Origin of the sequence: Mesorhizobium sp. CA14 (genome assembly GCF_020165195.1) — a bacterium.
Lineage (GTDB): Bacteria > Pseudomonadota > Alphaproteobacteria > Rhizobiales > Rhizobiaceae > Mesorhizobium.
The window spans coordinates 61,848-76,255 of record NZ_JAIUHR010000006.1 but is presented as its reverse complement, the minus strand read 5'-3'; the positions used below and the strand labels follow the sequence as shown (position 1 = coordinate 76,255).

Below are 14,408 nucleotides of genomic sequence, written 5' to 3'. Positions count from 1 at the left end.
GTCAGACCTCCCTCGCGTGCCAGGCGCGACCGGTCTCGCCGAACAGATGCGATTTCCGGCCGTCGAAGGCGAGCCCGACCTTGTCGCCGACCGCAACGCGGCTGTTGCCGACATCCGAGCCGACGATCTGCTGGCCATCGCCAAGCCGGGCGTAGACCAGGGTGCGTTCGCCGAGCCGCTCAAGCACATCGATCACGCCATCGGCATTGCCCTGCCCGGCGGGAACGATGCGCACGTCTTCCGAACGGATGCCGAAAGTGTATTTGCCGTCGATCGTCTGGTCGGAGGCGATCTCGGTCTGAACCGATATGCCGTCCGCAAACCTGGCCCTGGCATTCCGGCTCGATCTGTCGAGCGTCGCCTCGACAAAATTCATTGCCGGCGCGCCGACGAAGCCTGCGACGAATTTGGTCGCGGGCCGGTCGTAGATTTCCATGGGAGAGCCGATCTGCTCGATCTTGCGATTGTTCATGACGACAATGCGGTCGGCGAGCGTCATCGCTTCGACCTGATCGTGGGTGACGAAGATCATCGTCGATTGCAGGCGCTGGTGCAGTTGGGCAAGTTCGATGCGGGTACGGGTCCGCAATGCCGCATCGAGATTGGAGAGCGGTTCGTCGAACAGAAAGGCCTTCGGCTCCTTGACGATCGCACGGCCGATGGCGACGCGCTGCCGCTGGCCGCCGGAGAGTTGGCCCGGCTTGCGCTCGAGCAGGTGCTCCATTTCGAGGATGCGGGCGCTCTCCTTTATGCGCGCCTCAATGACGTCGCGCGGCATGCCGATATTCTCGAGCCCGAATGCCATGTTGTCGCGCACGCTCATATGCGGATAAAGCGCATAGGACTGGAACACCATGGCAATGCCGCGCTTGCCCGGCGGCAGATGATCGATACGCTCGTTGTTGATGGCTATCTCGCCGGTATCGACAGTTTCGAGGCCCGCGATCATGCGCAGAAGCGTCGATTTCCCGCAGCCGGACGGCCCGAGAAACACGATGAATTCGCGTGCCTTGATGGAGAGAGACAGATCATCCAGCACCGTCATGGCACCGAAATGCTTGCTCACATTCCTGATCTCGATATCGGCCGTCACGTCGAGGCTCCTCCTCAGCCCATGCACGATGGTGCGCCTGAAGTCAGAGCTTCAGGCGCACCATCTGGTAGGAATAGGGCGGCAGCGGCAGGCTCAATTTGCCGCCCACCGCCGCCGCGCCGGTCCCCTTTGTGGGCCCGACATTGCTTGGGTTCTGCGCCGAATTGACGGCTTTCAGATCCGCGTGCGTCATCAGCTGATGGTCGACGATCTCAGCTGCGCCGAAGCCCGCTATGTCGATCGCGGTTTCGATTTCCTCGCTCGAATGGCGGTTGATGGCAAAGAAGGTGACATGTCCGGTTTCCGTGTCATGCACGCCGGCGACGTCGACATATGAAACATCTCCGGCGACGGTGGAGCTGTAGGTCGGGCTTTCCACCTTGAGATCCAGCGCATTGCCGCGGCCGTAGATCGAGGCATAGAGATAAGGATAGAAGATCGTCTGCCGCCATGCCGGGCCATTGGGGACGGTCATGATCGGCGCGATGACATTGACCAGTTGCGCCAGGCACGCGATCTTGACCACGTCGGAACGACGGATGAAGGTGTTGAGGATCAGGCCGACCTGCAGCACGTCCTCGAAATTGTAGATGTCTTCGAGCAATGGCGGGGCGAAAGGCCAGCCCTCATTGCCGCCAAGGATCTTCTTGTCCTGCTCCTTGGAATGGTACCAGACGTTCCATTCGTCGAACGAGATGTAGACCTGCTTCTTGGAGCGCTTCTTGGCCTTGATATAGTCGATAACGCCGGCGACCGAGACAATGTAAGCGTCGAGCTTCTCGCTCATGGCAAGATAATTCGGCGCGTCATTGGCTTCATTGTCGAAATACATGTGCAGCGAGATGTAATCTACCTCGTTGTAAGTATGATCGAGAACGGTCGCTTCCCATTCCGGGTATGTCGGCATCTTGGCATTCGACGAGCCGCAGACCACGAGCTCGAGCGACTTGGAGAAGGCACGCATCGCCTTGGCGGTCTCGTGGGCCAGGCGGCCATACTCGTCGGCGGTCTTGTGGCCGATCTGCCAGGGGCCGTCCATCTCGTTGCCAAGGCACCAGAGCTTGACGTCGAAGGGCTCCTTGCGGCCGTTGGCGATGCGCTTGTCGCTCCACTCGCTGCCGCCGGGATGATTGGTGTATTCCAGAAAGTTGCGGGCTTCATCGAGGCCACGCGAGCCGAGATTGACGGCAAGCATCATCTCGGTGTTCGCCGAGGCGCACCAGTCGGCAAATTCATGCAGGCCGACTTCATTGCTTTCCGACGTGTGCCAGGCAAGGTCGAGGCGCACCGGGCGCTCTTCCTTGGGGCCGACGCCGTCCTCCCAATTGTAAGCGGATACGAAATTGCCGCCGGGATAGCGGACGATCGGAACCTTGAGTTCCCTGACGAGATCGATGACGTCGCGACGCATGCCGTTGTCATCCGCCGTCGCATGACCGGGCTCATAGATACCGGTGTAAACCGCCCGCCCAAGATGCTCGATGAAGGATCCATAAAGCCTGGGGTCGATCTTCGAAACGATATAACGCGGATGCGCCGTAACGGCCGCCTTCATGCATTCCCTCCGAGAATATCATAAATGATGATTTAAATCACCTTATTAGATATCAGAGGGAAACGGCATCCATTCGTCAAGCGAAAAACCATCAAAAGTCTGACAATTGACCGACAATCTCAGTCGCAAACGAAGTCAACACATTGAAATCAATGGACTATTTTTGAAACCCGATTTGATGATATCAACCGGTTTTGATCCTCAGCAGAATGTCCTGATCGTAGTTTCCAAATCCCTTGCCGAAAATATTGATTCCGCCGGGACGCTCAGCGTCGTCCTTGACGCCAATCCGAACCCGGATTGAATGATGGCCCTTGAGATCGAGGGCGGCGAGGCTGGTCTCGGAAATCCTGACGCCGTCGACATAGGTTCCGTCAGCGGAAACCCGCCAGTTCTTCAGCTTGCCATATTGCGAGCCCTTGAGCTTCCACCAGGAGGGCGTGAAAACGCCGCGCTTGTCGCCGAAATCGCCCGGTGACGTCCAGGTGCCGACGTCGACGCCATTGATCGTCAGCGTGATGTCGGAGGGCCAGTCGGCGCTGGTGCCCGGCACTTCCGAGGACAGTTCAGCCACCAGCTCGAGTTCGGTAATCTCGGTATTGGCGAGCTTGGCATTGTTGGGGAACTGATATTCGACAAAGCCGCGCGTGAACCACAACAGACCGGCCTTCATACGGTCCGGATCCAGGAAAGTGTTGGGCACATCAAGCAGACCGATGATCCCGTCCGGCGAACAGAGACCGCAGGGCGCGGTAACCTCGAATCCGGTGTAAAGCCCAATCGGCATCGATACTTCGATCGCGTCGTTCTTGACCGCACGATACTCGCTCTTGAAGACCACGAGCACTTCTTCGGCGGTCGGATAGCAGATCTTCTGGCTGCCCTTCTTCGCCTTTTGGTTCTCGGTGCGGATCAGGCCCGCGTCCTCAAGCACCTGGATATTGGTCGAGACCGTCGATTGCGGCAGCGACAGCACAGCGGCGACGTCGTTGACATTCATCGGCCCCTTCTCGTGCAGCAATTTCAGCATGGAAATGCGCGCCAAAGAGGCAAGCCCCTTGAGCACGGCGATGCCCTCTTCAGGCTCGATCACCAAAAAATTACGACTCATGAAGGGGCCAATCGATGCGAAATCCAAACCCGAAATTGTCTTGTATATCTGGGAATCTGATTTAGTCAAAGCACTGGCCGAACCCATGGCGCCTTATTGATCGGACTGGTGCGGTGTTCGGCGCGCGGACTACGCGCAATCGATCGGCGATCCGCGGAGGCACCTCCGAGTCAAATGCTATTTGACAAGTAACGATAATGCGTGTCCGGAGAGGGCAATGTTTTCTGTACAGAATCAATAGCTTGCCGATGGTTCGCCAACCTGCCCCCTTCGTATTCTCTCGTATGGTCTGGCGAAACCACGGACCACGAGGAGGACTAAATTAATCCCGTGTCCTCCCGTATAACCGCGCCGCTATTCAACGCCGGAGCGAGCGGCTCTCGAAGCGAGCTGACGCTCAATGCGAGATTTGCGGTTCGACAGGCTTCATCGAAGACGCTCAGCTCTGGTGACCATGTGCAGAAATCCAAACGAAATCGAGTTCCAGGCCGCCGTAACGGCGAAGCGACAAAGGCGCGCAAAGTGAACGGCTGAAAGCCCTGCACACCTCTGCCATCTCGGCAGCGAGAGATTTTGTTCCAAAAAGCTTGCAGTCTTCAGACGCATCGAACGGAGGGCCACCTCTGACATTGTGTGCGATGGCTGCCACGCCTATGTCGGCTGGAAGCGGGTTCCGGGGTTCGCGCCGCAATTAGGCCCTCGGGAGCGCCGGCTGGTTCAAGCAACCGCCGCCGCATTTCGCCGTCGGCGGCGCGCTGGGCGCGCCGTTTCGGCAGCAGGCTTGCTTGGCGCCTCAAACAGCGCGCCCAGTTTGTCCGCGATAGGAGTGCCGATGCCGGTGCAGGGGTCCGGGCCGACGCGGGCGCGGAAATAACCGTTATCGCCGGTGGTTATGTCGTTGAAGCAGGTGTGGTTCAGCCAAAGCTGCGGCGCCACCATTCCGAGCTTGCGCCCGAAGGCGGCAAATAGCCCGGCATAGAGCGGCGCCACGGCGCTGGTGCCGCCGATCACTTCCTGCCGGCCGTACACGAAGACACTGTAGCCCGTATAGGGATCGGCACTGGCGGAGACATCGGGCACCATGCGGCCGGGGCCGTGCGGAGCTCCCGCCTGCCATGCCGGCATGGGGCGGAAGAGTTCCGAGAAGCCGCCGCCCGTTCCCGAGCCGTTCGGATTGCCGGGATCGTCGTTCCAGACTGTCTCTTCCGCATTGGCGCCGTGCGGCTTCATGGTGCCGCCGCAGCCAACGACGAACGGGCTGGAAGACGGCAGGTCAACATTGGCCGGATCGGCCCCGCCGTCCGAGGAATCGTTGTCGCCCGATGCGGCGAAGACGATCATGCCGGCCTTGGTGGCGGCCTCCGCCGCTTTGTTCAGCCTGCCGGGATAGTCGATGCCTGCCATTGCGGCCGCCGACTTCCAGTTAGCCTCGTCGGAGCCCCAAGACACAGAGCAGACATCGCAGCCGTCGGCCGCGGCGGCGATGATCGCGGTCGCCATCGCGCCCCAGTCGCTGGCGTCAGCCCAATAGACGCGGATGCTTGCCGCATCGCCGGTGGCCACAGAGTAGGCTGCGGCGGCGACCTCGATGTCGAGTGCGACTTCGCGGTCCGGGTCGGCAGCCGGATTGCCGGAGTGCTTGTTCGGATCGTTGCGGCCGCCGCCGATCGGCACGTCGACGATGGTCGGTGCCGGCAGGCCCGTCGAGCGGAAATAAGCATCAATATCCTTCTGCACCCACCCGCCGCCGAACTCGATGATCGCGATGACGCCGCCGCCGACGAGGCCGCTCGGCCAGGCATAGGCCCGGCACAGATCCGGTACATTCCACGGTTCCGCACCGGCAGCAGCAGGACGGAAGGCGACGTCGCCGACGCCGGGCAGCTTGAAATAGGGCCGGATGATGTTGGGCACCGCGCGCGACAGCGCCGCGCGGGCGTGCAGGCGGGCGCGACGTGTGCCGACGGCCCGGTCGTACATGGCGGCGAGATCGGCTTTCATGACCGTTCGCGAAGCGCCGTCGAGGTAGATCATGTGTCCCGAGGGGTAGTTCCTGATCGCAAGATTGGCGCGCACCTGGGCGTCCTCCAGCGGCATCGCGTCCAGCGTCAGCTTGGTTTGGAAGAAAGGCGTCACCGAATCGTAGTAGCCGTTGGCCGAGAGCACCAGCAGGTCGGGATTGGCGGCCATTGTGGCGGCGAGATCGCCTGCCGTGTAGAGGGTCGGGTTGCCCTGGCTGTCCGGCTTCTGCACTGCGCCCGTCGGATCGGTGTGACTAAAGTCCCAAAACTGGAAGGCCTGATCGTTGAGGTCGATGAAGTTCGAGGTGGCAGTGAATTTGAGGTCGTTGTTGAGATAGCTGTTCCACATTGTGGTGTAGACGCCGCCCACAGCCGCCATGGTCGGATCGTTCATGCCGCCGTCGGGCGAGACGATGGCCGATATGCCCGTATCGATGCCGGTCACCCGCCCGTCATAGGCGCCCAGCGCTAGGCCCTGGTCCTGCAGAAGCTCGATTAGGAAGGCGGAATGACCGAGCCGGTCGGCAGCCTCCACATTCAGCCGCCAGCCTCCGAGTTCGCTGGCGGGCAAGCCGAGATAGCGGCTCAGCGTCTCCACCGCCACGGGGTCTGCCTTCGGGAAAGCGTTCAGTGCTGCACTGTAGGGGCCTTGCGCGAACTGAGTCACGGTCTCCATGTACGAGGCGAGGTTCGCTGGCAGCGGCTCGATGCCGGTCTTCTTGTGAAACCACGCATCTGCGGCAAAGGTCGGCATGAGGCCGACCGCGTTGGAGAAGTTGGCGGGATAGTCGAGCACGCTGGATTGCAGCGTGATTCCGTTGAGGTCGAGGCCGTCCTCGTGCAGCAGCCAAGCCAGCACGCAGCTGCGGGCCGTGCCGTAGGATTCGCCGAGCAGGAAGCGTGGCGAGTTCCAACGATTGAAAGCGCTGAGATACCGCTTGATGAACTGCTTGATCGAGACGGCGTCCTGATCGACTCCCCAGAAGTCGCGGTTCTTGAAAGGTGCGATCGCCGCGGAATAGCCGGTGCCGACCGGGTTGATATAGACAAGGTCGCTGCGGTCGATCAGGCTATCGGGATTGTCCTCCATGGCGTAGGGCGGAGGCGGCGTGAAGCCCGGCATGCTGGTTCTGATGCGCCTGGGCGCAAACGAGCCGAGCAGCAGGAAGACCGACGACGAGCCAGGTCCGCCATTGTAGAAGAAGGTCACCGGCCGGGTGGTCGCGTCCATGCCGTCCGCCGTGAAGGCGACATAGAAGACCTTGGCGGCCGGCTTCGAACTCGACGGATCGACGGCGACGAGATGACCGGCTGTGGCGGTGTAGGGAACGGAAGTCCCGTTCACCGTGGCCACGTGGTGGGTGATGGCGGCGTTCTCGGTCACATCCGAGACAGAGTCGTCCGGCCCGGATCCGTAGGCGGTGGTGTCGAGAAACGGCTGATCTGGCCCAGGCTGGCCAGCGCCCAAGCCCTTGTTGATCGTCTTCGCCATAGCCGGCCTCCGGGACCACGAGTTCACGCCAACCGATACCGCTCGGTTGACCTCCGCCCCGCGAATGTCTTTCCTCTTAAATTTGTTAAATTGTTATTTTATACTTATGTAATATATATCATCTCAACAATATCATATGCCCGTTTGGGAGAGCCGACAAGTTCTGAGCATCGACGCCCGTCAGTCGGGATCGCTCGCCAAGTTGCCGAGGCGCGCCTTAAAATTGTCAGCGCAGAAGACCCTCGCTCTCGAAATCCTCCCAGCCGCGCAAGTTGGAACGAGATGCATTGTCCCGGTCGCCATCGCCCGAAGTTGAACCCTCACGGCCACTTTTTTGGGCACGCTTCAGGGCAGCCTTCGCGGCAGCGCGTCGCCGGTTCTCAGCAGAGGTCGCGGCGTCCTCGTCGCGCCAGGCGGTGACCAGGTCGCGGTCGAGCACATCTTCGATATGGCGCGGGTCGAACACGTGGAAGGTGATCTTTCTTGCGCGGCCGCGAAGTTTGACCGTTCTGGTTCCTGCGCTCTGCAAGCGTCCGTCCTTCAGCCAGCGGTGCCGCTCGGCCAAGGAGATTGTCAGGATGTCCTCGACTTCGCGGGGGATCACCGGCAGGTCTTCGATGTTGTGCATTGCTTGAGTGATGATTGCAGAGGCCGATTCAACATCGGCGTCGGCGCCTTCCGGCAGCCTCAGGGTGAGCACCCTGGATTCAATGTGAAGCAGCTTCCTCAGCGCAACGGGTAGGCGCGCCCGCATCTCGAGGAAAATACCCCTCGCCCTTACGGACGATCCAAGTGTTGCCGCTGGGGAGAGTGGCCACTCTGCTATCAGTTTTTCTGTTAAGTCGACTTTTCGGCGGACGGGCATGCCTTAAATATGTACCCGATCGAGCCCGCTTCAACACCGACCGGCCGGTGAGAGCCTCTCCTTGTCCTCGCTTCAAGCTATTCCGCCAGGGCGTCGATCGGCGGCCTGGATGCTCGCATGCCTCACGCCAGAAAACATCTGAGGCGTATCGCAGATGCTGATCCCGGAAGCCAAAAATCGCGAGCTATATCGCCGCTATGTTTCGGCGAGCTCATCAGAGGCTTCCTGGACACCGTGCGCAGCCGCCCGCTCGAACCAGATGCGGGCGGCAGCGGAGTCATGGTCGCCGGCAATGCCCCTGGAGAGATAGCGGCCAAGCATGAGCTGCGCATGCCCATGGCCTCTTTCAGCAGCCGCTGCAAACCATTCCTGCGCCGCTTTAGGATTGATCGATAGGCCTTGTCCGGTCTCGTACAATGCCCCGATCGCGAACATCGCCCCGGCATGTCCAGCAGCGGCGGCTTGCTTGAAAAGCTGGGCTGCGGCAACGACAGAGCGTTCCCCACCACGACCGTTGTAAAGCATTTCGGCAAGAGCAACCTGCGCGTCCACAAGGCCAGCTTTTGCCGCCCGCTCAAACCAGACGCGAGCCTGCCCCTGATCGGCAGCCACGCCTCGTCCTTCCTGAAGCATGCGGGCATACATATATTGCGCCTCGGCAACGCCTTCGGCCGCCCGCCCCATCCAACGCGCCGCACGCTCCTGGTCCTTGCCGACACCCACGCCTTCCGCGAAGCAGAGACCGAGATTGAACGCCGCAACCAGATCGCCCGATGATGCGGTTGCTCCAAACCATCCGGCAACGCTGACAGCATCATCTGGCTCGCCTGCGCCCCCGAGGACAAGGTTTGCCAGATCAACTTGGGAGTCGCGGTCGCCGCTGGCTGCTGCGGTACGCAGCAAGCGGGTTCCTTCCTCAGCGTCCTGAGCCACACCATTGCCCGAGAGATAGAGCGAAGCCAATGCACGTAACGCCGGCTGGTGACCGCCATCAGCAGCCCGGCGGTACCAGGTCGCGGCCTCCGCAAAATCCCGCTGAGGCCGGCTCGCATACAGTTCGCCCAAGCGATAAGCGGCTTCGGCATTTCCTGCCAGCGCGGCGCGGCGCGTCCAGGCTTCACCGGCGACAGGGTCCAGATCGACCAGGCTACCCTCGATGAGTGCCAGCCCCAGCCGGAATTGAGCGGATGCGAGTCCCGCCTCCGCCGCGTCCCTGTAAAGCCGCTGAGCCGCGTCCAGATCGACAGCCACTCCTATCCCGTGCTCGGTGAGAACGGCAAGCAGATAGATCGCCGTTGGCAGACCGGCGTCCGCCGCCCGACGAAGCTCTGTGGCGATTCTGGTTCTCTGCTCCGGCTGCCTCAACCGGGTCAAGGAAAGGGCCAGGCCAAGGCATCCTTCCGGGCAACCGGCGGCCGCTGATTTTTCGTACCAGCCATGCGCGGCATCAAGATCGCGCATGGCCTTTGGACCCTTGCTCAGTATGTAGCCGAGCAGGGCTTGTCCTGTAGCGGATCCGGCTTCGGCGGCTTTCCGCGCGAGGTCAAGCGCTGCCGAAAAGTCTGGCTCGCCCGAGGAATTTCGTTCGAACAAGCCTTCCGAACCAGCTCCAATTTCTTGTGGCGCCAGCCCGGCTACGCAGAGCGCAGCAAGGAGGGCCTGCGCATCGGGGCTGCCGCGATCGGCAGCCCGCCGCAACCAGCGCGCGCCCTCCGAATGGCTTGGCGGCACGCCAATGCCTTCCAGGTAGCAACGGCCGACCTGATATTGCGCTTCAACAATGCCGCCGCGCGCGGCAATGGCCATCAGCACAAAAGCTTGCTCAGGCTTGCCGCTGCCGGAGAGCTGGACCGCCCGGCGAAGTGCCAGCGCGGGATGAATACGTGCAGTCAGGCGGTCGAGGATCGCCATCTAGGGCTCCCGCATCGCTTCCTGTCCGATCGGCAGCAGGGCGCCCAGCAGATATTTTAGCACTGTGCGGCGGCCCACCTTCACGTCCGCAGTCACAGGCATGCCGGGACTGATCGCGAAGTCCGCCGGCAAACCGTGGAGTGCTATGTCGTCGATGGATATCTGGGTGCGATAGAACAGGTCTGCATCGGAGGGCAGCATCGCCAGCGAACTGTTTGGATCGCGCGCTTGTTCCCTGGCCGAAAAGGAATCCGGGCTGACGGCGCGAACGGTGCCATGCGCCAAGCCATATTGCGAGTAGGGAAAGGTATCGAACTTGATGGCCACAGGGTCGCCGACATGGACGAAGCCGCTGCTGCGCCCAACGATATTGGTTTCGATCTCGAGCACCGCGTTGGATGGGACAAGTGTGATCAGGCGCTCGCCGGACTGCAGGACCGAGCCCACCGACACCTTGGCGACCGACTGAACGGTCGCATCGGCTTCGCTCCTCAACTCCACCAACTGCTTGCGCAGCTTCGCCTTGTTAAGAAGCTCGCGCGCGTCCGACATGCGTGCATTCGCTTCCGAAAGGCTCTGCGAGACATCGGCACGCCAGCTCTGCACGTAGCCGTCACGCTCGGCTGCGGCCGCGGCCTGCTGACGCTTGGCAGCCTCGGTCGTCTGCTCGGCGTTGTTCAGCGAGCGCGACATCTCCGCCGAGTTGTCCTCGGCGAGAAGCGTGTTGAGACGACTCCCAACCTGCCTTTCTTCGAGCTGCTGACGCATCTTTTCGATCGACGCCGCGACAGCCAGACGCTGCCGATAGCCCTCTGCATCGGATTGTGAGCGCGAGATGACGGAGCTCAACTCGTCACGCTGCCTGTCGAAGCTCTCCAGCTTTGCATCGTATACCGCCTTGCGGCGATCGAAGATCGCGGCCTGCAATGTCCAGCTTGGGTCCAGTCCATCATAGCTGAAAGGCAAGCCCTCGGCCTCGGCTTTGAGGCGCGCCACTTCAGCTTCGAGGGTTGAGACCTGAGTAGCCAACGCCGTAAGGTCCGCTGAAGCGAAGGTGGCATCCAGCCGAGCCAGCAACTGGCCGGCCTTTACACGCTGGCCTTCGCGCACCTCGATCGATCGGACGATCGCAGTCTCCAACGGCTGGACGATGATGTTGGGCGATTGCGAGACCACAAGCCCCCTTGTCGTGACGACCTGGTCGACGGGGATCAGCGCCGCGAGCACAATCAAGGCGGCGACCATGCTGGAGACGATCCACACGATACTGCGCGCCACCCAAGGAATCGGTGCATTGGCGACTGCCGTCGACGGCCATTTGAACTCAAGAATGGCGGGCGCAGTCGGATCGCTCGCATCTCGTCGGCGCCGGTGAACTGGAAGGGTGGAATGAGTGGTGCTGCTCATTGCCGGCCAGCTCAGTCGGGTCGAGACGGCACGGCCGCCAGACGGCCATGACGCCCGTCAAGGTGCCGGTTCTGCTGGAACCAGAGCTGGCGATAGACACCGCACCGCTCCAAAAGCACGGGGTGAGAAGCGACATCGAGCACCTTGCCCTGGTCGATGACGAGGATCTGGTCGCATTCGGTCAAGGAGGCGAGCCGGTGCGAAACGATGATCATCGTGCGCCCGCTGGCGATGCGCATCAGATTCGCGCTCACTACGGCCTCGCTCTCCGGATCGAGCGCGCTCGTCGCCTCGTCGAGGATCAGGATCGTCGGATCGTGAATGAGCGCACGAGCGATTGCCAGCCGCTGCTTCTGGCCGCCAGATAAGTTGGGCGAACCCTCCTCGATATAGGTGTCGTAGCCGTTCGGCATGCGTTCGATGAATTCGGCCGCACCTGCCAGTTGAGCGGCACGCATGGCGTCGGACAGCGTCAGACCAGGACGTCCCGCGATGATGTTGTCCCTGATCGATCCGCGGAACAGAAAATTGTCCTGAAGGACGACGCCCAGTCCCTGGCGCAAATGGCGGAGGTTGATTTCCTTGAGATCAACCCCGTCGAGCTTGAGAAACCCGCTGTAGTCACGGTTTATCCCCTGCAACAGGCGCGCGATGGTCGATTTGCCTGATCCGCTGCGCCCGACAATGCCGAACATGGCACCGGCCGGGACATCGAAGCTGACCCGGTCGAGTGCCGGCGTCTTGGTGCCGATGTAACTGAATGTCAGATCGCTGAACCTGATCTCGCCGACGAGCCTTGGCCGCAGGCCGGCAGAATTGGAACTGCTCTCCAATGGCCGGTTGAGAACCGAAGCGGCTTCCCCGATCGCGGCGCTGACCTCCTCATAATCCTCGACCAGCCGCGCCAGTCCGACCAGTGGCTGGGCAACGCGCTGGGCGATCATCATGAAAGCGAACAGGCTGCCGACCATGTAGCCCGACCGGTCGTTCATCGCGAGATAGGCGCCGATGAGCATGGTGCCGAGTACCATGACACGCTCGATCGGCGTGACGAGTGTCTGCGGCCAGTTGGCCAGCTGCCCGAAAGCGAGACGCGCCTTGCCCGCGTCGGCCACCCGTTCGTCCCACATCGCCTTGCGCTGCAGTTCGAGCCCGAGCGCCTTGACGGTCTTGATGCCGACGACGGTCTCGCCGAGCGCGGCTGCCTTCAAGGTCTCCGCGTCCACGACGCGTTGATAGCGTCGACGCAGCGGCGCGAGGAAAGCGAAGATCGTCCCCATGATCACGACCGCACAGGCGAGCACCATCCAGGCCAGTATGGGATTTATGTAGAAGATGACCGGGACCAGGACACACAACGTGATCAGATCCAGGAATGTGCTGAGGAGCTTGCCGGTCAGGAACTCACGAATGCGATAAACCTGGGCAAGGTGATACATCGTCTCGCCTGCGGGATGCCGCTCGAAATAGTCGAGAGGCAGCCGCAACAGCCTGCCGAAAACATGCAGATTGAGCTTCGTGTCCAGACGCGTGCCGACAACGTTGACGATCAGCCGCCGAGCATGGCCGAGCAGCGTCTCGTAGACGAAGACCACAGCAATCACGGCCGAGAGAAGCACCAGGGTCGAAACGCTGCTGAACTGCAGCACCTTGTTGACCACCGTCATTACGATGAGCGGCGGCAGAACGGTCAGAATGCTCAGCGTAAACGAGGCGATGCCGATGTCGCGCAGCGGGCGGCTCTCAAGCCGCACCAGATCGATCAGCCAACCAAACGTGAATGGCGCGTCCGCCGCGACGTGGGACCGCGCAGCCCGCAACAGGACAGCCTCGCCAGACCACACCTGAGCGAGGCGGAGCTCGTCGATTGGTAGAGCGTCCGCGTCGTCGGAAGCGTCGACGCTCTTGAGGAAAACGAGGTTGTGTTCAGCACTTGCCCCGACAAGGAGACCGGCTCCGCCGTCGTTGAACAGGAGGACGATTGGCCCCGCGTGCTCAAAGCGCAACAGATGCGACCAGCGGATACGCAACGCACGAGACCACATCCCGGCGTTCTGGGCCCACTGCGAGAGGTCGGAAGCGGTTGGAAACGACCCTTCGCCCGTTGCTCGGAATTCATTGGGGTCGAGTTCGACACCGTGATAGCGGGCGACCTGAAGCATTGCTTTGACGCGGGGCCCGATCCGATCGAAAGCGGCGGGGCCGCCAGGGATCCGGTCCTCTGCGATCTTGCGACCGTTCCCGGCCTCGCGCGCTTCCATATCCGTACGGATTGGGACCGGCTGAGCCACGGTGTATTGAGGAACGCTCACCATCTACTTCCCCTGCGACCTACAAGCGAGGGTTCGAGAACGTTGCCGCTACGACTGCGCCGGCGTGGGTGCACGGCAATTCTATTGTAATGCGAACAAGGCCGCGGCACGAGCCTTTTCCCTCTGTCCAAGACGCGAGGACGCGGGCCCTGCGTTTCCGCAAAGCCCGCGCGCGCTTTTCTCGACCGACACTCAGTCATTCGGCTTCAGAATATCCTTCAAAGCCTTTTTCAGCGTGTCGTCGGCCTGACCGTAGCCAGCACCTTGCTTGCCCTTGTCCGATACCAGGTCGGACGTCGCGCCGGACGGCTTATTCTGGTTCTGACCAAAGCCTTTGACCGTGTTGAGCACGTTCAAGAGATCGGTCGTCGCCGAATTGGCAGCCTGGCTGACAAGCTTCCCGAACGAGGCAGGGCCGCCGCCGCCGGACGAGCCGGACTGCAAGAACTGCTTGGAGTCCGTCAGCCCCAGCGTGCTTGCCGTTACGGTGGCGTGAGGCCCGCCATTTCCATTGCCTTGGCCACCGGCAGAGTTGCCCTGTCCTTGGTGCGAGCTGTTATCGGCATTGTTGTGGTCGCCAGAATTGCCTGGCGCGTTCTGTTCGCCATTGCCGTGCCCGTTGTTGCCCTGCGGACCTTGAT

At 61.5% G+C, this 14,408-nt stretch carries 9 protein-coding genes; all 9 read right to left on the bottom strand.

Annotation, left to right across the window (positions count from 1 at the left end; genetic code table 11):
* Position 1: 1 nt before the first annotated feature.
* The 9 genes from LB565_RS09620 to LB565_RS09580 all read right to left on the bottom strand — a co-directional run bounded on the left by LB565_RS09620 (position 2) and on the right by LB565_RS09580 (position 14,124).
* Positions 2-1,093 carry an ABC transporter ATP-binding protein gene (locus tag LB565_RS09620; RefSeq protein ID WP_224583241.1) on the bottom strand — a complete coding sequence of 364 codons (1,092 nt, stop codon included), beginning with the start codon at positions 1,091-1,093 and terminating at the stop codon, positions 2-4.
* A 43-nt stretch (positions 1,094-1,136) separates the two neighbouring features.
* Positions 1,137-2,648, bottom strand: a complete 1,512-nt coding sequence (locus LB565_RS09615; protein ID WP_224583240.1) for an alpha-N-arabinofuranosidase — start codon at positions 2,646-2,648, stop codon at positions 1,137-1,139.
* A gap of 184 nt (positions 2,649-2,832) precedes the next feature.
* Positions 2,833-3,759, bottom strand: a complete 927-nt coding sequence (locus LB565_RS09610; protein ID WP_224583238.1) for an ArsR/SmtB family transcription factor — start codon at positions 3,757-3,759, stop codon at positions 2,833-2,835.
* Positions 3,760-4,476: 717 nt separating this feature from the next.
* Positions 4,477-7,272, bottom strand: coding sequence for a S10 family serine carboxypeptidase-like protein (locus tag LB565_RS09605; protein WP_224583235.1), 2,796 nt, complete (start codon positions 7,270-7,272; stop codon positions 4,477-4,479).
* 226 nt (positions 7,273-7,498) lie between these two features.
* Positions 7,499-8,137 (bottom strand): hypothetical protein, encoded by a 639-nt coding sequence (locus LB565_RS09600; protein WP_224583233.1) that lies wholly within the window; start codon positions 8,135-8,137, stop codon positions 7,499-7,501.
* Between the two features lie 195 nt (positions 8,138-8,332).
* Positions 8,333-10,048: a tetratricopeptide repeat protein gene (locus tag LB565_RS09595; RefSeq protein ID WP_224583231.1), complete on the bottom strand. Its 1,716-nt coding sequence runs from the start codon at positions 10,046-10,048 to the stop codon at positions 8,333-8,335.
* Positions 10,049-11,455, bottom strand: a complete 1,407-nt coding sequence (locus LB565_RS09590; RefSeq protein WP_224583229.1) for an HlyD family type I secretion periplasmic adaptor subunit — start codon at positions 11,453-11,455, stop codon at positions 10,049-10,051.
* 11 nt (positions 11,456-11,466) lie between these two features.
* Complete coding sequence (locus LB565_RS09585; protein WP_224583228.1) at positions 11,467-13,770, bottom strand: peptidase domain-containing ABC transporter; 2,304 nt, start codon at positions 13,768-13,770, stop codon at positions 11,467-11,469.
* 189 nt (positions 13,771-13,959) lie between these two features.
* Entirely contained in the window at positions 13,960-14,124 is a 165-nt protein-coding gene (locus LB565_RS09580) for a hypothetical protein (protein WP_224514867.1), read from the bottom strand.
* Between the last annotated feature and the right edge of the window lie 284 nt (positions 14,125-14,408).